The organism is Rhizobiales bacterium NRL2 (assembly GCA_001664005.1).
GTDB lineage: Bacteria > Pseudomonadota > Alphaproteobacteria > Minwuiales > Minwuiaceae > Minwuia.
Map to the genome: position 1 here is coordinate 4,279,012 of CP016093.1, position 24,926 is coordinate 4,303,937.

The window sequence follows — 24,926 nt, forward strand, 5'->3', positions numbered from 1 at the left end:
CCCCGGTTCAGGTCGACAGGAAGCGCCGCTCCTCGCCCTCCAGAACCGCCGCGGTCAGCCGCCCGCTGAAATAGGCGCCGGTGTCGATGCCGATCCTGTTGTGGCGGCTTTCGACCTCCAGATTGGGCGTGTGGCCGTGAACGACCACACAGCCGAAATCGTCGTCGCTCTGCAGGAAGGCGTTGCGGATCCAGATCAGGTCGTTGCCGTCCTGGCGGGCCAGCGGCACGCCGGGGCGTATCCCGGCATGCACGAACAGGTAGTCCCCGGCGCGATAGCTCAGCTTCAGGCCGCGCAGGAACTCCAGGTGCTCGGCCGGCATGTTGTCGGCCAGCGCCGCCTGGGCCCGCAGCAGTTCGTCGATGCCGGGTTCGTCCCGGCGGATGCGGATGCCGTAGGAGGCCAGCGTGGCGTCGCCGCCGAAGCGGAGCCAGTCGCGGCCGATCTCGGCGTCCTCCAGGAACTGCAGCAGCACCGCCTCGTGATTGCCGATCAGGGAAACCATGTGCGCGCCGCCGTCGAAGGGATCGGCGCAGAGGATGTCGAGCACTTCGGCATTGCCCGAACCGCGGTCGAGATAATCCCCCAGGAAGACGACGGTATGGCGCCGGGCCTCGCCCCGGTCCATGTCCGCGCGGATCATCTCCACCAGTTCGAGCAGCAGGTCCGCGCGTCCGTGCACGTCGCCGATGGCGTAGATGCGCTCGCCATCGGGGGCGCATGTCACCGTCGCGGCGGCGGCCTGTTGCTCTGCACGGCTCTTCTTCATCCACGGTAGCATGGGGCTTGCAAGCCTGCTTTCAACCCGGAGTTTCGGACCGTCGATTCATATAGATCGGTCGCGAATTTGAAAATGTTTTCGCAATTCGTGAATCCGGCGGCCCGAAAGGAGCGGATGGAGGCGTGAGAATGACCAAACGCTGGCTTGGCGCGGCGTTCGCCGCGGTATTCGCCTGCCTTGCTCCCCTTGCCCATGCGCAGGAGCAGGACAAGGAGCAACTGACCGCGGAAGCGCTGGCGCAGATCTACAAGGAAACCCTGGATGAGGCGCGCCGCGGCGACATGGGCGCCCAGTTCCAGGTCGCGATCGCGCTCTGGCAGGGCAAGGGCGTCAAGCCCGACAAGATCGAATCCGCCTTCTGGCTGGAGAAGGCGGCCGAGCAGGGACACAAGCAGGCGATCAACCGCCTCGCCTGGCACTACCGCCAGGGCGTGGGCGTGATCCAGAGCGTCCCCCGGGCGGAGGCGCTCTACAAGCAGGCCTTCAATCTGGGCGTGGTCGGGGCCTCCGTGCCGCTGGCCGCCATCTACCGCAGCGGCGAGGGCCGGTCGGTGGAAGACGGCGGTCAGGGGCGCGTTGTCGAGAACCATGCCGAGGCCGTGCGGTGGGCCCTGATCGGCGCGGAAGCCGGCATCGACCGCGGTCAGAACCTGCTGGGGGAGCTCTACCGCGACGGCGTCGGCGTACCGCAGGATTTCGCCACGGCGCTGAAGTATTTCGACCTCGCGGCGCAGCAGGAATTTCCGCTCGCCTACTACAACGCCTCGGTCATCTACCGCGACGGCGTCGGCGTGGAGAAGAACACCGAGAAGGGTCTCGAATACCTCAAGCGGGCCGCCGACATGGGCCATGCCGGCGCCATGATCGATCTCGCGCTCGCCTATGCCGAGGGCAGGGATCTGGAGCAGAGCTTCGATCTGGCGCTGCAATGGTATTCCAAGGCCGCCCAGCGCAATACCCGCATGGCCGTGAAGCTGGCCCAGGCCTATGAGGACGGCATGTTCGGCGGACCGGACTTCGCCCGCGCCTACAAGTGGTACTACATCGCCGCCACCGCCGGCGAGGTCTCCGCGCTGGTCGGCCGCCTGGCCATGAAGGAGCGCATCGACGACGCGACCCGGCTGAGCATGGAAAGCGAAGGCGACGCCTGGATGGAGCAGGCGGGCGTGACCCGCGAGGCGGGCATCGGCGCTTCCTGATCATCGGCGCCGACCCTATAGTGCGCCCCGCTTGCCCCGGCCTCTGAGGCGGAAAGGATCGTGACGACCGTGACGACGAGAGCGAATCGCCGGGTGCGCATGATCGCCTCGTCTCCGTCGGTCCTGATCGGCATCGCGCGCATCGGCGACCTTCTCATCGTGCTGATTGCCGGCTGGCTGGCCTACGCCCTGCGCCATGACACGCTGACGATGCCCGTGGCCTATGTCGCCGCCATCGGCGTCGCCCTGGCGCTGACGGCCAATGCCTTCCAGGTCGCCGGTCTCTACCGTTTCGGCGTCGTGGAGACGGTCGGCGGTCAGCTCGGCCGCATCATCGGCGGCTGGACGGCGGTCTCGCTGCTGCTGCTCGCCATCGGCTTCTTCTCCAAGACGTCGGCGGACTATTCGCGCATCTGGGTCGGCATCTGGCTGGGTCTCGGCTTCGTCGCCATCATGGTCTTCCGGCTCGGCATGGCGCGCCGGATCGAGGCCTGGAAACAGTCGGGCGTGATGCAGCGCAACGCCGTGATTGTCGGCGCCGGCGCGCAGGCGGAACGGCTGCTGCGCTATGTCGCCGAGCAGAAATCGGAGCTGGGCGTGGAGATCGTGGCGGTTTTCACCGTCCGCCCCAACGCCGGCCGCAGGGACGTGCTGGGCACGCCGGTGCGAGGCGACCTGAACGACCTGCTGCTATTCCTGCGCGGCAATCAGGTCCAGGAGGTCATGGTCGCCCTGCCCTGGGACGACGAGGAGCAGATCGCCGAGGTGCTGACCCGGCTGCGCGAGGCGCCGGTCGACGTAACGCTCGCGCCGGAGCCGCTGGGCTATCGTCTGATGGAGCGGCGCGTGCGCCATCTGGGCGGCCTGCCCATGACGGTGGTGCAGGAACCGCCGCTTTCGGGCTGGAACTATGTCGTCAAGGGGCTGGAGGACCGGATCTTGTCAGCGCTGATCATCGCCGCCATCTCGCCGCTGCTCGCGCTGATCGCGCTGGCGGTGCGGCTCGACAGCCCCGGCCCCGCGATCTTCCGCCAGCAGCGCTATGGCTTCAACAACAACGTCTTCACGGTCTTCAAATTCCGCACCATGCGCACCGACATGGGCGACGCCAGGGGCGGCGCGCAGGCGACCCGGGGCGATCCCCGCATCACCCGCCTCGGCGCCTTCCTGCGCCGGACCAGCCTGGACGAACTGCCGCAGCTCTTCAACGTCCTGCGGGGCGAGATGTCGCTGGTCGGCCCCCGTCCCCACGCCGTCGCCCACAACGAGGAATACGCCCAGCTCATCGACCAGTATCTCGGGCGCCACAAGGTCAAGCCCGGCATCACCGGCTGGGCGCAGATCCACGGCCTGCGCGGCGAGACCGACACCCCGGAAAAGATGGAACGGCGCGTCCAGTACGATCTCTACTACATCGACAACTGGTCGCTATGGTTGGATATCCGCATCCTGATTCGGACGATCTTCGTGGGGTTCGTGCACAAGAATGCCTACTGACCGCGCCATTGCCGCCCTGCGGCGGGCCTGAGCCCCGCCGGCCGTCATGCTGTTCTACTTTGAACGTTTCCTCGTTCTCGCGCTGATCGTGGTTCTCGCCGCGGCGCCGCTGCCGCTGGGCAGCAACCGGCCGGTCAGCTGGTCGCTGCTGTCCTTCGCCAGCGGCGGGCTGGTCTGTCTCTGGGGGCTGGCGGCGACCTTCCGGCCGACGCTGTTCCGCCTGTCGGGCACGGCCGCCATCGTGCCCGCGGTGGGCTGGCTGCTGCTCGTCGGCTGGCTGCTGGCCCAGACCGGCGGGCCGGAATTCCTGTGGCACCCGCTGTGGACGCCGACGGCGGCCGCCCTGGGGCTGGAGACCATCGGCGGCGCCATCGCCGTCTCGCCGTCCGACGCCGCGACTTCGGCCATGCGGCTGCTGGCCTATGGCGGCATCTTCTGGGTCGCCGCCCAGACCGGGCGGGAACCGGACAACGCCGCGATCTACGTTTTTTCCGCGGTCGGCATCGGGACGCTCTACGCCCTCTACGGACTGGCGGCGGAGATCGCCGGCGGCGAGACCATCGTCGGCCTGAAGAAATGGGCCTACGAGGATTCGCTGACCTCCACCTTCGTCAACCGCAACAGCTTCGCCACCTTCGCCGCCCTCGCCGCCGTGGCCGGGCTGGGCATGGTGATGCGGGGGCTGCGCGCCGGCGGCGGGGGCATGAGCGCGGAACCGCGCCCCGTGATCCACCGCCCGGCGCGGATCAGCCCCGAGGTATGGCTCTGCGCCTTCGCGGTGCTGATCCTCGTGATCGCGCTTGTAATGACCCGCTCGCGGGCCGGTCTGGTCGCCGGCGGCGTCGGCATGGCGGCGCTGGGCTGGGCCTGGTTCTACCGCCGGGGACGCCTGCCGGGCGCGCCGGTCCTGCTGGCGGCGGCGGCAGCCAGCGTCGTGGTCGTAATTCTGGCGGCCGGCGGCGGCACCTTCGAGCGCAAGGTCGACGCCGACGGCCAGGAGCTCAGTGGCCGGCCCTGGCTGTTCCAGCGCACCATCAGCGCCATCGCGGACGAGCCCCTGACGGGCCATGGCGGCGGCGCCTTCGAAAGCTATTTCCACGGCTACAAGAACGCCCAGTTCGGCGGCGTCTACGCCATCAGCAAGGCGCACAACAGCTATCTGGAGTTCGCCGCCGACGCCGGCGCGCCGGCGCTTCTGCTGCTGCTCGGGATCTACGCCTGGATCGCGGGCGCGTGCATCCGCGGCGTCAGGGTCCGCCGTCAGGACGCGATCTATCCCGCCATCGGCCTCGCGGCGGCCGCTCTGGTCGGCCTGCACGCACTGGTCGACTTCAGCGTGCAGATCCCGGCCGTGGCGGCGCTGTTCGCCATGCTGCTGGGCGTCGGTTACGCTCAGGCCTTCCCCACCGGCGGCGGGCGGCACAACCGGCTCTAGAAACGGTCGGGAATGACGGGGGTCAGGGCAGACCCGGCGGGCGCAGACCCGGCGTGCGCCGCTGCAGATACCAGCGCAGGAACTGCGCCATCAGCTCCGGCTCGTCGGCCAGGGCGCGGCGCACCTGCGGCAGGCCCGCCCGGTCGAGCACCGTTTCCGCCAGGATGCGGGCGTTGTAGCGCGCCAGGCCGCGGATCTGCGCCAGCACGCGCTCCTGCTGCTGGTCGTCCAGCACGGGCCAGAGCGCCAGCCCCAGGATCACCCGCGGCCGCATCAGATCGATGACCTGCGGCCCGGTCTCCAGCGACATGGTGAAGGCCAGCGCCGCCTCCACGCCCACGCCCCTGGCCAGCAGTTCCGCCTGCGAGAGGCGCAGCCAGACATAGGGCTGGGCGGGGTTGTTCATCAATGACTGCCGCGCCGCATCGATGGAGGCTTCCAGATAGCCCATGCGCGCGGGATCGTCGGGCGCGGCGCGCTGGGCCGCGATCAGCTCGATCAGGGCCAGGTCGCGGGGCGCGGTATAGTCCGACGGCAGAATCCGCGCCGCCGAGGCCAGGCTTTCGCGCGCGCGCGTCAGTCCCTGCGCGCCGACCGGCTGGCTTTCCTGCAGGCGGCCGATCACCGACTCCCCGGTGGATGCGGCGACGGCGTTCAGCAGTTTCGGCACCGACAGGCCGACAAGCAGCAGTCCTGCAGAAAGGATGACGAGGCCGCCCGCCGAAGAGCCGATGGCCAGCGCCCGCGTGGTGGAACGGCGCCGGCGCCCGGGACCGCTCATGCCGGGACGGGCGGCGGCGCGGGATCGAATGACGGGTCGGTGGCCTCAGGCCCCATAATACTTGCCGTAACCGCGATAGTAGAAATAGCTGTCGCTGTAATTGTACTTCTGGTGGCGGCGGATGTCGACCCGGGTCATGGCGACGCCGGCGAGGTCGCCATTGGCCTCCTGCACCTGGCGGATGCCGGCGAGCACCGCCTCGCGGCGGGTGGAGCCCCAGCGCACCAGGAAGACGGTCTTGTCGACATTGCGCAGCAGGACCAGCGAGTCGGAAACCGGCAGGACCGGCGGCGTGTCGAGGATCACGAGATCGTAGCGGCTCTCGAGTTCGCCGATGAGCTGTCGCATGGCCGCGGAGCCAAGCGCGTCCGGCGGGTTCGGGGCCTTGGCGCCGGCGGTGATGTAGTGCAGGCCCGATTTCAGGTCGATCTCGATGGCGTCGTTCAGGTCAGCCGCGCCGGTGAGGATCTCGACCACGCCCTGGCCGTTGGGCACGCGCAGCGATTCGTGGACCGAAGGCTTGCGCAGGTCGCAGTCCACCAGGATGGTGCGCTGACCCGCCTTGGCCGCGGCGCGCGCCACGGAGACGGCGGTCGAGGTCTTGCCTTCGGCGGGCACCGACGAGGTGAACATCACCGATTTTGGCGGCCGGTCGATGCTGGACAACATCAGCGATGTTCGTATCGTCCTTATGGCCTCGGCGTAGAGCGAGTTCGGCTGCTCCAGCACGAATTCCTCGGGCGTGTAGCGCCGCGCCTCCATGACCGACAGCCGCGGGACGATGCCCAGCGCCGGCACGTATATCGACTGCTGGAGTTGCTGCAGCGAGCGGAAGCCGGAGTCCATGTATTCGATCAGGAACACCACCATCACCGCCAGCATGGCCGAGCCGACCAGCGCCGCCGCCAGGGTGAGCGACTTGCGCGGGAAGCTCGGAAACAGCGGCGTCGACGCCGGCGTGATGATGCGGGCGTTGGCCTGTTGCGGCGAACGCTCCTGCAGGTTGATCTCGTTGAAGCGACCGAGCACCGTTTCGTAGAGCTGCTTGTTGGCGTCACGCTCCGACCGCAGCGCCTGCAGCGTCACCTCGGCGTCCGACTGGCGCTGGACCTGGGCCTGGAGAATGGCGACCTCCTGCTCCAGATTGCGCACGCGCACCCGCGACAGTTCCAGATTGTTGTTCTGACCGATGACGATCTTGTTGATCTCGCCGCGGATCTTGTTCTGCAGATCCTCCAGTTCGGCCCGCTTCAGCAGCAGACGCGGATGGCGGTCGCGGAGCTGCGTGCGGAGTTCCGCGATCTCGCGGACCACCTCGGCCTCCTGCTCCCGCAGGCGCCCGATCAGCGGCGAATCCAGCACGGAGGCCACGGTCTCGATGCCGCCTTCCTCTTCCAGCAGGCGCTGCACCTGCTGGTTGCGGGCCTCGGCCTCGGCGAGTTCCTGCCGCGCTTCGACAAGCTGGCGGTTGAACTCGGCGACCTGCTCCTCGATCAGCGAAAGACGGTCACCCTGGCTGACATAGCCGGTCTCGCGGCTGAACTGCTCCAGCGCCTGCTCGGACTGCTGGTACTGGATCTTCAGCAGTTCGACCTCGTCGCGCAGGAAATCGGAGGCGCGGGACGTGGCGTCGGACTTCTCCGTCCGGGTGCTTTCGACATAGGCCTGGGCAAAGGCGTTGGCGACCTCGGCCGCGAAAGCCGGGCGGTCCGAGATGAAACGGATGGCGATGGTGCGCGCGCGCTCCGACGGATCCACGGAGAGTCCGTCGAGCAGTGTCCTCTTGACGTGCTCGCGCTCGAACTCGGCCAGTTCCTCGGGCGTCATGCTTGCCAGCACCGAGGTGTTCTCGTCGGTCTGGCTGCCGCCGCGGAACTTGTTCAGCACGCCGCGGACGCCCTCCACAACGGGGTCGGGGAGAATGCTCTTGATCGTGGCCTTGAGCGAGAACCCCGCCGTGACCGAACCGCCCGCATCCCAGTACAGGCGATCCGGGTTCTCGAACAGGTCCAGGCGCGCAGCGACGGTTTCGGCCACCTGCGAGGAGGCGATGATCGCCGCCTGGGTCTCGTTGAAATAGAAGTCCTGGGTCTCGCCCTGGACGACGCCCTGGATACCGGTGACCTGCTCGTCACGGATGCCGATGACCACTTCGCTGGCCGCCGAGTAGAGGGGCGTCTGGCTCTGCAGCCAGTAGTAGGCCATCAGCATGCCCATGATGACGATGGCCGCGATGATCCACTTGCGCCGCCACAGGATGGTGAAGACCTGGCGGAAATTCACCATCGGGCTGTCGCCGCGGCCGGAGTCGACGAAGGACGGCGCGTCGCTCATCTCGTCAGGCCTCGCCGAATCCAGATAGCTCACATTCGCCATGGTTCATCCGGCCTCACGCGCCGGAAAGCCGCCAGCGCGCCCGAATCCGTTATCCGCAGGGATTCCGTCAGCCATGTCAGCCATTTGCCGGAGATTATTCACACTACAAGCGATCATGTGCCCTCAAGTGGCGAAGCGATTTGCGTTTCTGGTTCCCCTGCCAGGCGACATCTAGAGAGGCCGCACCGCCGGGATACCCGATATGGCCGACAAATGCGGCCACACAATGGTAGGAAGCAAGCGATGTGCCAAACTCCGCGAGCCGCGGCGCGAGCCGGCATCAGAACAACCGGCGATGCACTTCGATCGTGTCGCCGGGCAGGATGATGGCGTCCTGATCGGCCTCGAACTTGATGAGCTCGCCGGCATTGTTCGTCCGGAAGATCGTGATCGGTTCCTCCCGGGCGCGGCGGGTGTAGCCACCGCCCACCGCGATCGCCATGCGGGCGTTCAGGCCCGGCTGGTACTTGTAGGAACCCGGACTGCCCACCTGACCCAGGATGAAGAACGGGCGGTAGTTGGTGACTTCCACGGTGACCTGCGGGCTGACGAAGAACTCCTCCAGCGCCCCCGTCAGCACGCGGTTGAACTCGCCCGGCGTCATGTTCTCGGCAGTGATCTGGCCGATCAGCGGATAGGACAATTCGCCGGCAGCGCTGACCTCAAACTCGCCCGATATCTCCTCCTGGCCGAACACCTTGATCGACAGCCGGTCGCCGGGGCCGAGGCGGTATTCCTCCAGTTTCCGGGCGACCTCGTCGGGCACTTCGTCGATGTTCACCAGGGGCACGGCGGCGCTGTCGTCGGTGGCGTTGGAGGCGCGAACGCGCAGCTTGCCGTCCGCCGTGCGCTCGGGCTCGGCGTCCCGGGGCGGTACCGGGCTGGTGATCAGATTCGCTTCACCGGAGGCCGGCGGGGCGTTTTGGGGACCGGCGGCAGCCTGCTGTTGCTGCTGCGGCGGCGAGACAGGCTGAGGCGCCGCCTGCTGCTGCGGTTGCGGCGGCGGCGTTGGCGCGGGCTGAGGCGCGGCCGCCTGCGGCTGCGGGGCGGGCTGGACGACGGCCGCAGGCGGCGGCGGAGCCGGTTGCGGCTGCGCGGCGGCCTGCGGCTGGGCGACGGGCGCGCGCGGAGCCGCCGGCTGGGGCGCGACGCCGTAGCGCCGCTCCGCACAGCCCTGGGCCAGCGTCGCCGCAAATCCCAGCGCCGCCAGACCGAGGGCCAATCTCATTGCGTGACGATTCATCCTTACACTCTCTCCACGGTTGGCTGAATCGGCAAGCCGCTCAGTAGTGCATGGTCAGCGTGACGCCGACGACATGCTTGGAGAATTCACGGTTGGCGTCATTCGAGCTGAGCAGCGAGAAATTCCAGAACCCGCGCATGCGCATGTACTCGTTCATCAGCCACAGGAGCGCAAGTTCGGTGTCGAGACCGGTGTCGGAGGTGCCGTTCTCCAGCGTATCGGCGAGAGCCAGGTCGATGCCGGCGCTGGCCAGGATCTCGTAGGTCACCTCCAGCTGAGCGCCGAGGCTGAGCGTGTCCGTCAGCGTGGCGACATCGGGGACGTTGACGTTGTTGATCACGCTGAAGGCATTGGTCTGCGCGAGTCGGCGGTTCCACCCGGCGGTGAAGGTCCAGGAATCATGCGGGTTCCAGACCAGATCCAGCTTACCGGACAGGAACGGGAAGCTGTCGGCATTGCGGTCGTGCGGAATGCCATAGCCGATGCCCAGCGCACCTTCGAGGAAGGTCACGGCGGAAGCGTCGTAGGTGAAGCCGGCATTGACGCCGGTCGAATAGAAGCCCCGCTCCAGTCCGACATTGTCGAACTTCCGGAAATTGCGGGCCAGATTGAAGAAGGGTTCGAGGAAGATCGTCGTGCCGCGCCATTCCTCCCAGCCCAGCCGAAGCGAGTTCTCCCAGATCCAGTTGTCGTTCTGGTCGTTGTCGACGGTCACGCCGGCGGCGGTGTTGTCCCTGAAATCCCGCGCGGTGATCGAGGTATTGGCGTCGACGAGGAACTTGTCGCGCTTGTAGCGCGCCTGCGCCGAACCGAAGCTTTCGTAGAACACGGTCGGTTCGTCGCCGCCCGTGTCGGTCTCGATGTCGCTGCGCGCCGCGGTCTTGCGCTGCCAGCCTGCGCCGAATTTCAGGAACAGGAACTCCGTCACATCCAGGCGCGTGCCGAGCTCCGCGCCGTAGCGGGCGAAGCTCTCACGACTGTTGGAGGCGTAACGGGCGAACTCGCCAAAGCCGCGGACGAAGAATTCATGGTTGTCCCAGTCCGAGTGCAGTTCCAGCTCGGGCCGGACGGTGCCGATGAAGTCCGCGGTCTTGTTGTCGTCCTCGGCGAAGATGTTGCTGTCGAAGGCGACCTCGGTCTCGATGCTGGGGAACAGCAGGAAGCTCTCCAGAATCTGGCCGCGGCCGAGATATTTCACGTCGCGCAGGATACCGCCCGCCAGCATGCCGATCGGCTCGTATTCCGGCCTGCGCCGGTTGAGCACGGCGTCCTGCTTGGCGGTGGTGAAGGGGGGCTCCGGATCGACCTGACCCGGAATGATCGGATTCTGGACGATCTGCGGCTTGACCTGCTTCTCGGACTTGCTGTCGGCGGCCCCCTGGGCGGCGGCCACGCCGGGCAGAGCCACGACGGCGCACAGGCAGAATCCGAAACCGATCTGCCACGCCCGACGCATCATGCCCTCCTCGCTGCGGCGCGGCTTCAGTTCGGGCTGACGTCGTTGACCGGTTCGAACACCGGCTCGGGCAGATCGAGCAGCCGCGCGACCTGCTCCGGCCCCGCCTCGGCCACGATCTCGGAAACCAGTTCCTGACGCGCGGTCTCGACGCGTTCGGTGGCGACAAGGATGTCCTCGGGCCGGGTGAACAGAACCTCGCGGGCCTCGGCCGATGGCGCGAACACGCTCTCCTCGCCCGCCGGCTCCAGGATCACGCCGGTCAGATAGGTCTCCTGGCCCTCGATCAGGTCGAAGACGAGTTGCAGTTCGCCGTTCTCGACCACCGTCTCGATGACCACCATGCCGCCGGTGGTCGGCCCCTGGGCGTTACCGCGCTTGGCGACCTCGTCCGCGGCGGCGGCGCCGTCCTCGGCCAGATAGCTCTGAGGCTCGGCGAGATAGGTCTCGTTGACCCAGTTCTTCGGCGCCTGTGCCGCCACGCGGACGCGTTCGCCATTCACCTTCATGGCCGACCCATAGGGGTTGGCGGTCGCTTCCGGCACGCCGATGTCGTCGGTGGCGATCATGACGCGGTACTTGCCGTTGGCCACCGGCAGCTTCACCTGACGCAGATTGCGGATACCGTCGCGCAGCAGCGATTCACCCTCAGGCCGGCGCATGGCCGACGGGTTCGGGCCTTTCACCATCTCGCTCTTCGTGGTGACCGTCTGGAAACCGTCCCTGGTTTCCGCGTCGGGCGGACCGAAATCGAAGCCGATGCGCTTCTCGTCCATGCGGAAGGTCGAGGTGACGCGGGTCTTGTAGATGCGTGCCGAGACGAAGGAACGGCTGGCCGCGCTGGAAATGCGGTCCGCCGCCTGCTGCAGGATCTTCGGATCGTCGACCAGCCCCGAACGGCGCAGTTCCCGGATCAGGCCGGCGGCGCGGTCGGCGGAAACCTGTGCCGCGCCCGCCGAATCCAGATAACGCTCCATCGCGCGGACGCCTTCCTCACTGCCGGCGAGCGCACCGGCCAGCGCATCGGCCCGCGTCGGTTCCGCGGCCACCTGGGCCTGGACGGCGGGAGCGCCGAGGGCGAGAGCCGCGCCGACGCTCAGGATCTGGGAGATGCGTTTCATGGGAGTTCCTGCATGCAAGAAACGGGCGTGCCTCGAACACTGCCCATAAGTCCACGTCACTACTAAATAATGTATAATCGCCTGCCCGAGAACCCCATGTGGCCGGGTGGCTGTCACATTCCGCACCGCCCGGACGGGTCCACGTGCCGAATTCGCACAGGTCCGACGGTGATCCGGGCCGGGCACAGCCATCGCCGGATCGCCGAAACGGCGCGGTGCGAAAAATGATCGGGAGCCTATCCATGACCGCCTCTTCCATGCGCCATCGCCTTCTGCGTGAGCACCGGACGTTCCCGAAGCTGGCCTCCGCGCCCCACATTCCGGGAGCGGCCCGATGATCGCGGTGATCTTCGAGGTCGAACCGGCGGAGGGCCAGCGCGAGGCGTATCTCGACATCGCCGCGGCGATCCGGCCCGAACTGGAGAAGATCGACGGCTTCATCTCGGTGGAGCGTTTCCAGAGCCTGAACGATCCCGGCCGGATCCTCTCGCTCTCCTTCTTCCGCGACGAGGACGCGGTGATCCGCTGGCGCAACCTGGAGGCTCACCGCCGGGCGCAGGCGAAGGGACGCGGCGGCGTCTTCGCCGGCTACCGGCTGCGCGTGGCGCAGGTCCTGCGCGACTATGGCATGGACGACCGGGCCGAGGCCCCGGACGACAGCCGCCAACGCCACGAAGACCGTTGACCTGCCGGGGAGCCGGGCGGATGGTTTCCCGCGGTGCAGGGATGCAGAACAGGAAACAATTCTTATCGCGCTGTCCCGAAACGATACAGACAGTCTGCCGAAAGGCGAATCCCCCGATCCCGTCTGGGGCGCGGTCGCGGGCCTGCCCGTGCAGCCCGGGCCGGACGATGCGGCGCGCCTGACGGCCCTGGCGGCACTGATCTCGGCCGCAACCGCTGCGGCCGTGATCCCCGGCGCCGAGACCATGCTGGCCGCCGACGAGGTGCGGCAGGCGCGCCTGCTCAACCGTTTCCGTCGTCTGCAGGGCGAGAAATGGGCGGCGGCGCTGATGGAAGCGGGCATCCCCAATGTCGCCCTGAAGGGCCTTGCCTCGGCGCATTGTCTCTATCCCTCGCCGGACGACCGGGCGGTGTCGGACGCGGACCTGCTGATCCGTCCGTCCGACCTGGGCGCCGCCCTGAAACTGCTGACTGCCCGGGGCTTCGCCTTCGCCGAAACACCGACCCGCAGCCCATGGGGGTTCGTCAGCGAAGCCAGCTTCCAGCCCCTGATCGGAGAGGACGGCGCGAACATCGACCTCCATGTCCAGGCGGCGGCGCATCCGTTCGAGAGGGTTCTCCCCGTCGCCGACATCATGGCGCAGAGCTGCGGCGCCGGGGCCGCCGGACTGCGCGTTCCGGCCCCGGAACACCGTTTCCTGATCGCCGCGGCCCACGCGGCCGGAGACCTGTTCACCGCGGATGCCATCAAGTCGGTGATCGACGGCCTGCTGATGCTGCGCCGGGCCAGCGACCTCGACTGGACCGGGATGCGCCGCCGGGTCGACGCAGGCGGCATGCGCCGTCCCGTCACCGCCTACCTGGCGCTGCTGGGTGCGCTGGGCGGCGATATCGCGCCCGCCGGCCGCGCCGGCTTCGAACCCGAACGGGTCCGGGGTCCGACGCTGGCGCGGGTGATCGCGGACCACCGCGCCGTCTTCGTGGACCGGCCCGAACCTTCGGCGCTGGAGCGGCTGCGGCGGGAGGCGGCGCTGGCCGCATCCTGGCCGGTTCTGGCCCGCCGCAACTGGCGCCGCCTGACCGGCCTGCTGCGCCCCAGGCGCGGCCGTCCCGATGGCGAAACCGGGGGTGCGATGGCACGGAGATTGCCTTAGGATCGGGTTCACCCCGGGGCAGGAATCGGCAAGGCCATGGACATGTTCGCGTATCTGAAGGGCGGCGAGGAAACCGGCGAAGGACAGCGTGTCGCCCCGGAACGCCGTGTCCTGGAGGTCGGCTACATCCTCGACACCGACAAGGCCGGCTTCATCTGGGAAGCGCCGCGCCAGTTCCGCCGCAACGACCCGCCCGCCCAGCACGCCAAATCGGCGGCCATGTGCCCGGCGGTGCTGGACTACGAATCCCGTCTCTACGAGGTGCCGTGCCCGATCGACGTCCAGCTCCGCTTCAAGATGGACGACAACGGCCAGCCGCAGCTCGTCAACCTCGCCGGCGACAAGAGCTCCATCCGTTCCAAGCACCTGCGCCAGATGGTGGCGGTGATGGCGCGCAAGGAATGGCGTCATCCCAACCGCCCGATCATCCAGTTCATCACGCCCTACATCTTCGTCGCCGACGACATCTGCTGGATGAACCAGATGCCAGCCTTCAGCCACTACCGCCCCGCCCCCCTGCCCGGCACGATGATCGGCGGACGGCTGCCGATCCACATCTGGCCGCGGCCGATGATGTGGGCCTTCGAATGGTGGGAGCCGTCGAAGGATCTGGTGCTGCGCCGGGGCGAGCCGTGGTTCTACCTGCGCTTCGAGACCGACGACCCGCGCCGGCCGATCCGCATGGTCGAAGCCGAGAAGACGGAGACGCTGACGCGCTACATGACCGGCCTCAACAGCGTCACCAATTACGTCAACCGGACCTTCTCGCTGTTTCAGGTAGCAGAGCAGCGGCGGCCGGCGAAGCTGGTGCAGAAGAAGATGGCGAAGGGCTGAATGGCCGAGGACGGCGACAGCACCGGCGACGGCTGGTCGAGGATCGGCCGCATCACGCCGACGAAGCGGCCGGCCACGCCGGAGGAAGCGGCCGAGCACCGCCGGCGCACCGCCGGCGCGCATCTGCATGTCGTCGCCAGCAAGCCGGGCGCGCGCCCGGTCGCCGACCTGTCGGAGGAAGCCTGGCGGCGGCCCGAGCCACAGCGCCGTGCGCAGGCCGCGCCGGCCCCTGAGAACCCGCCCGCCGGAGACGCCGCCGATACGCCGCTGCCGACGGCGGCAGCCAGCGGCCGGCCGCGGATCGACGTGCTGCGCCGGCTGCTGATCCGCATCACCCGGGATCTGGGCCGGCCGATCGGCGCGGCCGATATCCAGACCGCTGCGCCCGGGGCAGGCAGCCCCATGACGCTGGACGGCTTCCGCCTCGCCGCCGAGCGGCTTGGATTCCCGGTCACCGAACAGGCCTTCGACGCCGGCGCGCTGCGGCGCCTGCAGGCGCCCTTCGTGATCCTGGACGCGAAGGATCCTTCGGCCTCCCGCTCCGTGGTGCGGCGCGAGGGGTCGGGCTACCTCGTCTACGATCCGGTGCGCGAACAGACGGAGGTCCTGGACGCCGGCGGCGTCGCCGCCCTTGGCCGTCGGGCGCTGGTCGTCAAGGCGCCCCAGACCGGCGTCAAGCGCCAGCGCGACTGGCGCGGCCATGTCGTGCGCAAGATGCGCGGCGTGCTGCTGGAACTCGGCGTCGCGTCCCTGCTGATCAACCTGTTCGCGCTGGCCGCGCCGCTGTTCATCATGACCGTGTTCAACAAGGTCGTCGGTTCCGGCGGCGGGGCGCAGTCGACCCTGTTCTCGCTGACCATCGGCATGGTGGTGATCTACCTCTTCGATCTGATCCTGCGGATCGTGCGGGTCTATGTCTCCAGCCACACCGGCGCGCGGGTGGAGAGCCTAATCGGCGGCGAACTGGTCCATCACCTGCTGCGCCTGCCCTACAAGCATTTCGAGAACACCGCCTCCGGCGTCATCTCGGAGCGGATGCGCCAGCTCGACACCATCCGCAGCTTCTTCACCGGCCAGATGCCGCTGGTGATCGTCGATCTTCTGTTCGTCGTGGTCTTCCTCGCGGCGCTGCTGCTGATCGAGCCCCTGATCGCGCTGGTCGTCGCGGTGGCGATCCCGATCTTCGTCGCGCTGTCGGTGGCCACCCACGGCCGCCAGAAGAAACTGACCGAGCAGAACTTCCTCGGCCAGGCGGCCAAGGCGTCGGCCCTGCACGAGACCATGGCCAACGCGCTGACCGTGAAGTCGCTGGGTCTGGAATCGGAGATCGAGCGGCGCTGGGATCACCGTCTCGGCCTCTCGGCCTGGACCGGCTACCGCTCCAACAGCCTCGCCGGCGTGCTGTCCGCCATCGGCCAGAACCTGCAGCAGATCCTCAGCCTGGTCGTCATCGTCATCGGCGCCCTGCTGATCATGTCGGGCGACATGTCGATCGGCGCGCTGATCGCCACCAACATCCTGGCGACGCGGGCGGTGGCGCCCATGCGCCAGGTCGTCGGCGCCTGGCACCAGGTGCAGGAGGTCCGCTCGGCCTTCGAACGCATCGACGACATCATGTCGGAGGAGCCGGAGGCCGAGCCCGGCGAGCTCAGCCCCGGGTCTCCCTTCGAGGGCAAGATCGCCTTCGAGAACGTCTCCTACCGCTATGCCGACGACCTGCCCTTCGTGCTCGACAATGTCACTCTGGAGATCGGCGCCGGCCAGGTCTTCGGCATCATCGGCCCGTCGGGCCAGGGCAAGACGACGCTGTCCAAGCTGATCCAGGGCCTCTACCAGCCCGATCACGGCCGGGTTCTGATCGACGACACCGACATCTCGCACCTGTCGCCGGCCACGCTGCGCCGCCAGATCGGCGTCGTGCCCCAGGACGTCCAGCTGTTCGCAGGCACGGTGCGCGAGAACATCGCCATGGGCATCGACGACAAGGATCCCGCGCGCGTCGAATCGGTCGCCAAGTTCGTCGGCGCGCACGAATTCATCCAGCGCCTGCCCAAGGGCTACGACACGGTGCTGAGCGAGCGCGGCGGCGGCCTGTCGTCCGGTCAGCGCCAGCTTCTCGCGGTGGCGCGCGCGCTGATCCGCAATCCGAAGATCCTGATCTTCGACGAGGCCACCAGCGCGCTCGATCCGGGCTCCGAGGAGCGGCTGATCCGCGCCGTCAACCGCGCCCGGCGCGGCCGCACCATCATCCTGATCTCCCACCGCATGGCGCCCATGGCGATCGCCGACAAGGTGGCGCTGGTGCTGGAGGGACGGGTCGAGCGCATCGGCCCGCCGCAGGAGGTCATCGCCTTCGCCCGTTCGCGCATGCGCGACGCCGCCATGCCCGGCCAGGGCGGCCAGCCCGCCGCCGGCCAGTCCGGGGACGCCTGACCGCGCCATGTCCAGTCAAGACCGGTCCAAAGGACCCCAGTACACCGAATTCCTGCCTGAAGCGCAGGCGATCAGCGAAAGCCGGCACTCGCCGCTCGCCACGGTGCTGGTCATGGTCGTCGCGGGCTTCTTCGTGGCGATCATCCTATGGGCGACGCTGGCGCAGGTCGATCAGGCCGTCGTCGCGCCCGGCGAGGTGCGGCCCGGAGGACGCGTGAAGGTCGTCAACCATCCGGAGGGCGGGGCCGTCGCCGAAATCCTGGTCCGAGACGGCGATCTGGTGGTCGAAGGCCAGGCCCTGATGATCCTGGACGAGAGCCTGCTCCGCGCCGAGGAACGACGATTGCGGGGCGATCTGCTGACGCTCGAAGCCGAACTCGCGCGGCTGGAGGCTGAGGCCGGCGGCGACGCCGCCATACGCTTCGGCCCCGAGGTCATGGCCGAGCGGCCCGACCTGGTGGCCACCCATTCGCGGCTGTTCGAGGCCCGGCGCGATGCGCTGCAGTCCCAGCGCGAAAGCGCCGACCGGGAGATCGAGCAGCGCCAGTCGGAGATCAACACCCTGCGCGTGCGCATCCGCACCCTGACCGAGAGCGCGCGGGTGCTGGAGGATCAGGTCGCCTCCCTGCAGAAACTCACCGACAAGGGCCATTTTCCGTTCCTGCGCTTCCAGTCCATCCAGCGGCAGTTGAACGAGACCCGCGGCGACCTGCAGGAGACCCGGGAGTCGCTGGAATCGGCGCAGTCGGCCCTGTCGGCGGCGCGATCCCGCCGGCGCGAGATCGACGAGACCGGGCGCGGCAACGTGCTGGCCGATCTGGCCGAGTCCCGCGGCGCGCGCGACCGCACCGCCGCGGCGCTGGACCAGGCCGAGACGCGCCTGGACCGCACGGTCATCCGCAGCCCCGTCGACGGCTACGTCCAGAACCTGGCGGTCAACAATCCCGGCCAGGCGGTGCGGCCGAACGAGCCCCTGGCTTCCATCGTCCCGGAGGCGGACAACCTGGTCATCGAGGCGCGCGTGGCGAACCGCGACATCGGCGCCATAGAACCGGGACAGCCGGCGGTGGTGAAGGTCCGCGCCTACGACTTCATCAAGTACGGCTCGCTGGAAGGCACGGTCGAACGGGTCGCCCGGGACGCCAACCGCGATCCGGACACCGGACAGGTCTTCTTCAACGTCGAGATCCGCACCGACAGGACGCATCTGGGCGCGGCCCCGGGCATCAACGAGGTCCGCCCCGGCATGGAGGTGGACGCGGAGATGAAGACCGGCAGCCGCTCCGTGCTCTCCTTCCTCACCGATCGGGTGATCGGCACCGCCGACGAGGCCTTCCGCGAGCGGTGATCCCGCTCGCGCCCCGACCAGAGGTTGATTTGAGTCAAGCCTTGAAGTCGCTGGACGTGCTTTCATCTGCCGGAGTGCGAACCGGCAAGGGAGCAGCACAATGACAACGAAATCGACTTTCGTGACAATGATCGCCGCGGCGGTCGCGTTGACCGTTTCCGCAGCGGCCGGCGCCCATGAGAGGGGCAACTGGCCCGGACGTGGTGGTCCCGGCATGATGGGCCAGAGCATGGATCCCGGCATGATGGGCCAGGGCATGGGCCCCGGCATGAAGCAGGGTCCCTGCCCGATGGGCGGTCAGGGCATGATGCAGGGCCGCGGCATGATGGGTGGTCAGGGCCCCGGCATGATGGGCGGCGGCCATGGCATGATGCACGGACAAGGCATGATGGGTGGTCAGGGCCCCGGCATGATGGGCGGCGGCCATGGCATGATGCACGGACAAGGCATGATGGGTGGTCAGGGCCCCGGCATGATCATGGGCCAGGGCATGGGTCCCGGCATGATGGGCGGTGCCGGGATGATGGCGCTGCGTCAGGATCTGACGGTCGATGATGTGCGCCATATCCTGGGGCATCACATCGAATGGCGGGGGAATCCCAACCTGAAGCTCGGCACGGTCGAGGAAACCGACGAAGACACCATCACCGCCGAGATCGTCACCCAGGACGACTCACTGGTGCGTCGCCTCGAGATAGACCGCCATACCGGCCAGATGCAGCCCGCCGGATAACGCGACCGCGTCGATCTTACCCGCTGGGGATCCCGGGCCACTCGGTCCGGGATCCCCAGTGCCGGGGACCTCGGCGAGACCGGGTTCAGCCTAGGCCAGGCCCGGCCGGATCAGCTTCTGGGGGCGGCGGCCGCGTTCGTAGCGGGCGGCGGGCGCGTTGACCACGTCGGCCAGCGGCCGGGCGCCGAAGGAGCGCCGGACCTGCCCCTCGGGCGCGTCCGCGTAGGTCGTCGTGCGCTGGCGCGGCGTGCGGCCGGCGGCGCGGATCAGCGCCTCCATCGCCTCGGGCGGCATCTCCTCGCCATAGGTGGCGCCGGCGGCGCGGGTGATGGTCTCGTTCATCAGCGTGCCGCCCAGATCGTTGGCCCCGGCGTTGAGACAGGTCTTCACGCCCTCCGGCCCCATCTTCACCCAGCTCGTCTGGATGTTGCCGATCAGGCCGTGGAAGACCAGCCGCGGAATCGCGTGCATCAGCACCGCCTCGCGGAATGTCGGCCCGCGCCGGGCCCGGCCCTTGAGGTAGATCGGCGCTTCCATGTGCACAAAGGGCAGCGGCACGAACTCGGTGAAGCCGCCGGTCTCCGCCTGCAGATCCCTGAGCGCCAGCAGGTGCCGGGCCCAGTTGGGATAGCGGTCGACATGGCCGAACATGATCGTCGCGGTGGTGCGGAAGCCGGCGCCATGCGCGGCGCGCATCACGTCCAGCCACTGCTCCGTGCGGAGCTTGTCGGGGCAGAGAACCTCGCGGACCTCGTCGTCCAGCACCTCGGCCGCCGTGCCCGGCAGGGTGCCGAGGCCGGCTTCCTTGAGCGACCGGACGAACTCGGCCAGCGGCACGCCGAGTGTGGCGGCGCCCTGGTGGACCTCCAGCGGCGAAAAGGCGTGGACGTGCATCTCCGGCGCGGCGCGCTTCACCGCCCGGGCGATCTCCAGATAGGTCTCGCCGGTATAGTCCGGGTGGATGCCGCCCTGCATGCAGACTTCGGTCGCGCCGCGCTCCCAGGCCTCCCGGACGCGGCGGTCGATCTCGTCCAGGCCGATGTCATAGGGCCGCCCGCGCAGGTTCTCCGACAGCTTTCCCTTGGAGAAGGCGCAGAACTGGCATTTGAAGTAGCAGACATTGGTGTAGTTGATGTTGCGGGTGACGACGTAGGAGACGTTCTCGCCGCTGACCTCCCGGCGCAGGTCGTCCGCCGCCCGCGTCACCGCCAGGAAGTCCGCGCCGCGGGCCTGGAACAGGCGCACGATCTCCGCCTCGGACGGGGCCTTACCGGCCATCGCCCGGTCCAGGATCGGCGTCAGCCGGTCCGACGCCCGGACCGCCGGCAGGGCGGGCACGGCGTCGTGGTCGCCGGGCGACCAGGAATCCGCGCGCACCAGTCCCTGACCGTCGATCCGGTCCAGCACCGGCTTGACGAAGCGCTTGTCCAGCCAGCGTTCCGGCTTCAGCGCGTATTCGGCATAGACCGGCAGACGCTGGACCAGCTGCTTGCCGGCCCGTTCGGTTTCCTCGGCCAGCTTCTCCAGATGCGGCCAGGGCGCTTCCGGATTGACGAAGTCGGGAGTGACGGGGCTGACCCCGCCCCAGTCGTCGATGCCGGCGCCGACAAGCTGCGGCAGCACGCCGGGGCTGAGATTGGGCGGCGCCTGGATGTGCATCTCCGGTCCGAAGATCAGCCGCGCCGCGGCGATGGTCCAGAGCAGTTCGTCCAGGCTCGGCTCCGGCGCGCTCTTCATCTTGGTGTCCGGCTTGGCGCGGAAGTTCTGGACGATGATCTCCTGGATGTGGCCGTGTCGGTCGTCCAGCTCGCGCAGGCGGAGCAGCGAGGAGATGCGGTCCGCGCGGCTCTCGCCGATGCCGATCAGGATGCCGGAGGTGAAGGGCACGGCGGCCTCGCCGGCGGCGTCCATGCACTCGATCCGCCGCGCCGGGATCTTGTCGGGGGAGCCGAAATGCGGCTGGCCGCGCTCCAGCAGCTTCTCCGAATCGCTCTCCAGCATGATGCCCATGGAGACCGAGACCTCGCGCAGGCGCTTCAGTTCCTCCAGGCTCATCAGGCCGGGATTGAGATGCGGCAGCAGGCCGGTCTCGGTGAACACCAGCTCGGCCATCGCGGCCAGGTAGTCGAGCGTCGTCGCGTAGCCCAGCCGCTCCAGCGCCTCGCGCGCGGCACGGTAACGCAGTTCTGGCTTGTCGCCGAGCGTGAACAGCGCCTCGGTGCAGCCGGCCGCCGCGCCCTTGGCGGCGATCTCGAGAACCTGCTCGGGCGACAGGAACGCCGCCTCGCCCTTCCGGGGCGGCTCGGCGAAGGTGCAGTAGTGGCAGACGTCGCGGCAGAGGTGGGTCAGCGGGATGAAGACCTTGCGCGAATAGGTCACCGTGTCGCCATGGCCACGGTCCCGAAGCTCGGCGGCGGCCGCCAGCATGCCGTCCAGCGGCGCCTGCAGCAGCGACTGGGCCTCCCGCTCGTCCGGCCGGCGTCCGGCCAGCGCCCCCTCGATCACGCCATTCATGCGGTCTGGTCCTTGTCGCGGTCGGCCCGGAGCCGTTCGGCGATGCCGCTTTCCTGCAGAAAGCGGAGCGTGCGGGTCTGCGGCGCCATTTCGAGGAACTTCAGCACGTCCTCGGGCGTATCGATATCCAGCCCGATGCCCGGCAGCGGCCGGATCTTCGCCGTCACGCCGGCCTTCTCGGCCTCGTCGCAATGGGGTTTGAAGCTGTCATGACCGAAATGAAACGGGATGATGTCGGGCGGGGTCGCCACGATGCAGTTGGTGCCGCGCCGGTCATGGCTGGGCGAAAGCGTCACCGAACGCGCCTCGTGGCCGTTCAGCAGCACCAGTTCGTCGATCTCGCTGGCCCGCAGTCCCGGCGCATCGCCCGGCAGGGTGATGACGCCCCGGCTCTCCCGCGCCATGGCCCACAAGACGCCGCGCTGCACGGCCGTCGACTGGCCCTCGTTCTGCGGCTCGACCAGCAGCTCCGCACCGTGGCGGTCGGCCAGTTCGCGCGCCTTCGGTTCCCGGCTGACGATCAGAACGCCATCGGCTGCCGCGACCTTGCGCGCCTCGGACAGGACGTCCTCCAGCATGGTCTCGAACAGGCGGCGGCGTTCCGCCGGCGTCAGGGCGCCGGACAGGCGTTGCTTGGCCTGATCAAGGTTCTTGATCGGCAGGATGATCCACATCGGTATTCCGCGCTTCTGTCGTTGCTCACTCCCCAAGTGGGGCACTATCGCCCTTTGTGAAGGCGAAAGGCAACCGGGCCCGAAATTCACCACATTTCAGGATGTTGGAAGCCTCGAAGCGGATATGGCGAGGGCATCCCCCGCGCCGCGGCGCGCCGATCATTGCCGCACTTCGGCGCCAGACCTATCATCCCGGCCGAAGCCGGCGCACGACGCCGGCCGATACGGGGGAGGGAGACGATGAAGGTCTATTACACCATGCCGCGCATGTCGCTCGGACAGGCGGCGGCGACCGCACGCAAGGCCGAGGAACTGGGCTATGACGGGGTGGTCACGACGGAGACCAACCGCGATCCCTTCCTGCCGCTGGCGGTCGCGGCGACGGTGACCCGGAAGATGGACCTGGTGACCGGCGTCGCCATCGCCTTCCCGCGCAGCCCCATGGTCGTCGCCGAGATGGGCTGGGACCTGCAGGAGGAATCGGGCGGGCGTTTCATCCTCGGCCTGGGCAGCCAGGTGAAGGGCCACAACGAGCGCCGCTTCTCCGTGCCCTGGTCGGCGCCGGCGCCGCGGCTGAAGGAATACGTCCAGTCGCTCCGCGCCATCTGGCAGTGCTGGGCCGAGGGCGGCAAGGATCTCGCCTATCTGGGCAAGCACTATTCCTTCACGCTGATGACGCCCAACTTCACGCCGCCGCCCATGGGCCATGTCGGCGCGCCGGTGACCATCGCCGCCGTCGGCCCGGCCATGCTGCGTGTCGCCGGCGAGGTCTGCGACGGCGCGCGCCTGCACGGCTTCTGCACCCGCAAATACTACGAGAACGTGATCTCGAAGGAGATCGGGACCGGCTTCGAGCGCGCCGGCGGCCGGGCGCGGGAGAACTTCGAGATCTCCGGCGGCGGCTTCATCGCCACCGGCCCGGACGAGGAGAAGACCCAGAAGATGTACGAATGGGTCCGCTACCGCGTCGCCTTCTACGGTTCCACGCGGACCTACTGGCCGGTCTTCGAGCAGCATGACCTGCTCGATCTGGGCGAAAAGCTGCACCGGCTCTCCGTCCAGCAGCGCTGGGACGAAATGGCGAAGGAAGTGCCCGACGACGTGGTGGACCTGTTCTGCGCCCGCGGCACCTGGGCCAACATCGCCGGCGCCATCGAGAAGCGCTTCGGCGGCATGGCCGACGTGGTCTCGATCCAGTCCGAGATGGGCGACGATTCGCCGATGTTCGATCCCGGCCTGATCCAGGACATCCGGCGCATCGCGACGCCGTTCAGGGGCTTCGACCTGGCGAAGGCGGCCTGAGGCAGGCGCTCCCCGAATGCCACCGCTGCGTGAGACAAGCTCAGGCGGAGGTCCCGGCTCTTCGGCGCCTGACGGCGCCGCCGGCCGGGATGACATCCAGGGGGCGACCTCGCTTTGGTGTCATCCCGGCCCAGCCGAGCGGAGCGAGGCGCGAGCCGGGACCTTTGGCGTCATCTCAGTCAGAAGGCCCGCCGGCCGGCCATGCCAACCCCGGCGGGCCAACCGGTCGTGCCGCCTTCAGGGAAACAGTGGCGCCTGCTCCAGGCCGGTCAGCTCCGAGAGGCCGAACATCAGGTTCATGTTCTGGATCGCCTCGCCCGAGGAGCCCTTGACCAGGTTGTCGATGACCGCGACCACGATGGCGCGGTTCGGGATCCGGTCCTGGTAGAGCCCGACGAGGCAATAGTTGGAGCCGCGCACGTGCCGCGTCGCAGGCGTCACGCCTTCAGGCACGATGGAGACGAAGGGCTCGCCCGCGAAGCGCGCCTCGAAGGTCCGGCGCAGGTCGGCGACCGTCGCGCCGCCCGTCATGCGCACATAGCACGTGCAGAGCTCGCCCCGGTTCATCGGCATCAGATGCGGCGTGAAATTGACGTGCGTCTCGGCCCCGTGGGCGTGCTTGGCGATCTCCTGCTCGATCTCCGGCGCATGGCGGTGGCTGGCCACCGAATAGGGATGGATGCCCTCGCCCACCTCGCCGAACAGCAGGTTCTCCTTCAGCCCGCGCCCGGCGCCGGTCACACCCGACTTGGCGTCAATGATGACGTCCGTGGTGTCGATCAGGCCCTGCTCCACCAGCGGCAGCAGGCCGAGCAGCGCCGCGGTGGGATAGCAGCCCGGATTGGCGACCAGCCGGCTCTTCGCCACCCGTTCGCGGTAGTATTCCGGAAGGCCGTAGACCGCCATCGGCTGGATGTCGGTGGCGTAGTGTTCGTGGCCGTACCATTCGGCGTAGACGTCGGTGTCGTCCAGCCGGAAGTCCGCCGACAGGTCCACCACGCGGATCGTCTCGTTCTCCGTCAGTATCTGCCTGACGATCTCCTGCGTCGTGCCGTGGGGCAGACAGCAGAAGACGACATCGACGTCAACCTGCCCCCACTCGATCTCGTCGACGGAAATCAGCGGCGGCAGTTCCTGGCCGAACAGGTGCGGGAAGACCGTGTCCATGGTCTTGCCGGCATGGCGGTCGGCGGTCATGAAGGCGATCTCGGCGAAGGGATGTCGGACCAGCAGGCGCACCAGATCGCCGCCGGTGTAGCCGCTGGCGCCGAGTATGCCGATCCTGATCTTCTTCTCCGCGTTCTCGCTCATGATCCTCGCTCCTTCCGTGCGGCGGCACATCCGTCCGCACCGGCGCGCTG

General features: G+C 68.4%; 19 protein-coding genes. 10 read left to right on the top strand and 9 right to left on the bottom strand.

Annotation, left to right across the window (positions count from 1 at the left end; genetic code table 11):
- Window positions 1–7: 7 nt before the first annotated feature.
- Window positions 8–769 carry a hypothetical protein gene (locus tag TEF_20015; protein ANK82829.1) on the bottom strand — a complete coding sequence of 254 codons (762 nt, stop codon included), beginning with the start codon at window positions 767–769 and terminating at the stop codon, window positions 8–10.
- Between the two features lie 140 nt (window positions 770–909).
- Between TEF_20015 and TEF_20020 the strand changes: the two genes are divergently transcribed.
- From TEF_20020 to TEF_20030, 3 genes are all read left to right on the top strand, one after another.
- Entirely contained in the window at window positions 910–1,980 is a 1,071-nt protein-coding gene (locus TEF_20020) for a hypothetical protein (protein ID ANK82830.1), read from the top strand.
- Window positions 1,981–2,049: 69 nt separating this feature from the next.
- Window positions 2,050–3,477 carry an undecaprenyl-phosphate glucose phosphotransferase gene (locus TEF_20025; GenBank protein ID ANK82831.1) on the top strand — a complete coding sequence of 476 codons (1,428 nt, stop codon included), beginning with the start codon at window positions 2,050–2,052 and terminating at the stop codon, window positions 3,475–3,477.
- A 46-nt stretch (window positions 3,478–3,523) separates the two neighbouring features.
- The gene (locus TEF_20030) at window positions 3,524–4,912 is read left to right on the top strand and encodes a hypothetical protein (protein ANK82832.1); all 1,389 of its coding nucleotides are present in this window, start codon (window positions 3,524–3,526) and stop codon (window positions 4,910–4,912) included.
- Window positions 4,913–4,934: 22 nt separating this feature from the next.
- Here the strand turns inward: TEF_20030 and TEF_20035 are convergent, their stop codons facing one another.
- From TEF_20035 to TEF_20055, 5 genes are all read right to left on the bottom strand, one after another.
- The gene (locus tag TEF_20035; protein ID ANK82833.1) at window positions 4,935–5,693 is read right to left on the bottom strand and encodes a hypothetical protein; all 759 of its coding nucleotides are present in this window, start codon (window positions 5,691–5,693) and stop codon (window positions 4,935–4,937) included.
- Window positions 5,694–5,738: 45 nt separating this feature from the next.
- Window positions 5,739–8,069 (bottom strand): hypothetical protein, encoded by a 2,331-nt coding sequence (locus TEF_20040; GenBank protein ANK82834.1) that lies wholly within the window; start codon window positions 8,067–8,069, stop codon window positions 5,739–5,741.
- A gap of 280 nt (window positions 8,070–8,349) precedes the next feature.
- Window positions 8,350–9,291, bottom strand: a complete 942-nt coding sequence (locus TEF_20045; GenBank protein ID ANK82835.1) for a hypothetical protein — start codon at window positions 9,289–9,291, stop codon at window positions 8,350–8,352.
- Between the two features lie 61 nt (window positions 9,292–9,352).
- Window positions 9,353–10,771 (bottom strand): hypothetical protein, encoded by a 1,419-nt coding sequence (locus tag TEF_20050; GenBank protein ANK82836.1) that lies wholly within the window; start codon window positions 10,769–10,771, stop codon window positions 9,353–9,355.
- Between the two features lie 23 nt (window positions 10,772–10,794).
- Window positions 10,795–11,889, bottom strand: a complete 1,095-nt coding sequence (locus TEF_20055) for a hypothetical protein (GenBank protein ANK82837.1) — start codon at window positions 11,887–11,889, stop codon at window positions 10,795–10,797.
- Between the two features lie 334 nt (window positions 11,890–12,223).
- Here TEF_20055 and TEF_20060 point away from each other — a divergent pair, with 334 nt between their 5' ends.
- The 6 genes from TEF_20060 to TEF_20085 all read left to right on the top strand — a co-directional run bounded on the left by TEF_20060 (window position 12,224) and on the right by TEF_20085 (window position 19,075).
- Window positions 12,224–12,574, top strand: coding sequence for an antibiotic biosynthesis monooxygenase (locus tag TEF_20060; GenBank protein ANK82838.1), 351 nt, complete (start codon window positions 12,224–12,226; stop codon window positions 12,572–12,574).
- 148 nt (window positions 12,575–12,722) lie between these two features.
- Complete coding sequence (locus tag TEF_20065) at window positions 12,723–13,727, top strand: hypothetical protein (protein ANK82839.1); 1,005 nt, start codon at window positions 12,723–12,725, stop codon at window positions 13,725–13,727.
- A gap of 54 nt (window positions 13,728–13,781) precedes the next feature.
- Window positions 13,782–14,561, top strand: a complete 780-nt coding sequence (locus TEF_20070; GenBank protein ANK83626.1) for a hypothetical protein — start codon at window positions 13,782–13,784, stop codon at window positions 14,559–14,561.
- Window positions 14,562–16,994, top strand: a complete 2,433-nt coding sequence (locus tag TEF_20075; protein ID ANK82840.1) for a hypothetical protein — start codon at window positions 14,562–14,564, stop codon at window positions 16,992–16,994.
- A 103-nt stretch (window positions 16,995–17,097) separates the two neighbouring features.
- Complete coding sequence (locus TEF_20080; GenBank protein ANK82841.1) at window positions 17,098–18,342, top strand: hypothetical protein; 1,245 nt, start codon at window positions 17,098–17,100, stop codon at window positions 18,340–18,342.
- Between the two features lie 127 nt (window positions 18,343–18,469).
- Window positions 18,470–19,075, top strand: coding sequence for a hypothetical protein (locus TEF_20085; GenBank protein ANK82842.1), 606 nt, complete (start codon window positions 18,470–18,472; stop codon window positions 19,073–19,075).
- Window positions 19,076–19,165: 90 nt separating this feature from the next.
- Here TEF_20085 and fbiC read toward each other — a convergent pair whose 3' ends face one another.
- Complete coding sequence (gene fbiC / locus TEF_20090) at window positions 19,166–21,589, bottom strand: 7,8-didemethyl-8-hydroxy-5-deazariboflavin synthase (protein ID ANK82843.1); 2,424 nt, start codon at window positions 21,587–21,589, stop codon at window positions 19,166–19,168.
- Window positions 21,586–22,263, bottom strand: a complete 678-nt coding sequence (locus tag TEF_20095) for a 2-phospho-L-lactate guanylyltransferase (protein ANK82844.1) — start codon at window positions 22,261–22,263, stop codon at window positions 21,586–21,588. Before TEF_20095 ends, fbiC begins: the two co-directional genes overlap by 4 nt.
- Before the next feature lie 240 nt (window positions 22,264–22,503).
- On the opposite strand from TEF_20095, the gene TEF_20100 reads away from it, so the two are divergent.
- A complete protein-coding gene (locus TEF_20100; protein ID ANK82845.1) occupies window positions 22,504–23,565 on the top strand; it encodes a hypothetical protein in 1,062 nt (353 codons plus the stop codon).
- A gap of 237 nt (window positions 23,566–23,802) precedes the next feature.
- Here the strand turns inward: TEF_20100 and TEF_20105 are convergent, their stop codons facing one another.
- Window positions 23,803–24,876, bottom strand: coding sequence for an N-acetyl-gamma-glutamyl-phosphate reductase (locus tag TEF_20105; protein ANK82846.1), 1,074 nt, complete (start codon window positions 24,874–24,876; stop codon window positions 23,803–23,805).
- Window positions 24,877–24,926 lie beyond the last annotated feature (50 nt).

Bases quoted from the DNA above. Each gene is read 5' to 3' on its own strand.
- TEF_20085 (ANK82842.1), top strand. From the start codon at position 18,470: ATGATCGCCGCGGCGGTCGCGTTGACCGTTTCCGCAGCGGCCGGCGCC.
- TEF_20030 (ANK82832.1), top strand. From the start codon at position 3,524: ATGCTGTTCTACTTTGAACGTTTCCTCGTTCTCGCGCTGATCGTGGTT.
- TEF_20055 (ANK82837.1), bottom strand. From the start codon at position 11,889: ATGAAACGCATCTCCCAGATCCTGAGCGTCGGCGCGGCTCTCGCCCTC.
- TEF_20105 (ANK82846.1), bottom strand. From the start codon at position 24,876: ATGAGCGAGAACGCGGAGAAGAAGATCAGGATCGGCATACTCGGCGCC.
- TEF_20020 (ANK82830.1), top strand. From the start codon at position 910: ATGACCAAACGCTGGCTTGGCGCGGCGTTCGCCGCGGTATTCGCCTGC.
- fbiC (ANK82843.1), bottom strand. From the start codon at position 21,589: ATGAATGGCGTGATCGAGGGGGCGCTGGCCGGACGCCGGCCGGACGAG.
- TEF_20095 (ANK82844.1), bottom strand. From the start codon at position 22,263: ATGTGGATCATCCTGCCGATCAAGAACCTTGATCAGGCCAAGCAACGC.
- TEF_20075 (ANK82840.1), top strand. From the start codon at position 14,562: ATGGCCGAGGACGGCGACAGCACCGGCGACGGCTGGTCGAGGATCGGC.
- TEF_20050 (ANK82836.1), bottom strand. From the start codon at position 10,771: ATGATGCGTCGGGCGTGGCAGATCGGTTTCGGATTCTGCCTGTGCGCC.
- TEF_20060 (ANK82838.1), top strand. From the start codon at position 12,224: ATGATCGCGGTGATCTTCGAGGTCGAACCGGCGGAGGGCCAGCGCGAG.
- TEF_20100 (ANK82845.1), top strand. From the start codon at position 22,504: ATGAAGGTCTATTACACCATGCCGCGCATGTCGCTCGGACAGGCGGCG.
- TEF_20015 (ANK82829.1), bottom strand. From the start codon at position 769: ATGAAGAAGAGCCGTGCAGAGCAACAGGCCGCCGCCGCGACGGTGACA.
- TEF_20040 (ANK82834.1), bottom strand. From the start codon at position 8,069: ATGGCGAATGTGAGCTATCTGGATTCGGCGAGGCCTGACGAGATGAGC.
- TEF_20035 (ANK82833.1), bottom strand. From the start codon at position 5,693: ATGAGCGGTCCCGGGCGCCGGCGCCGTTCCACCACGCGGGCGCTGGCC.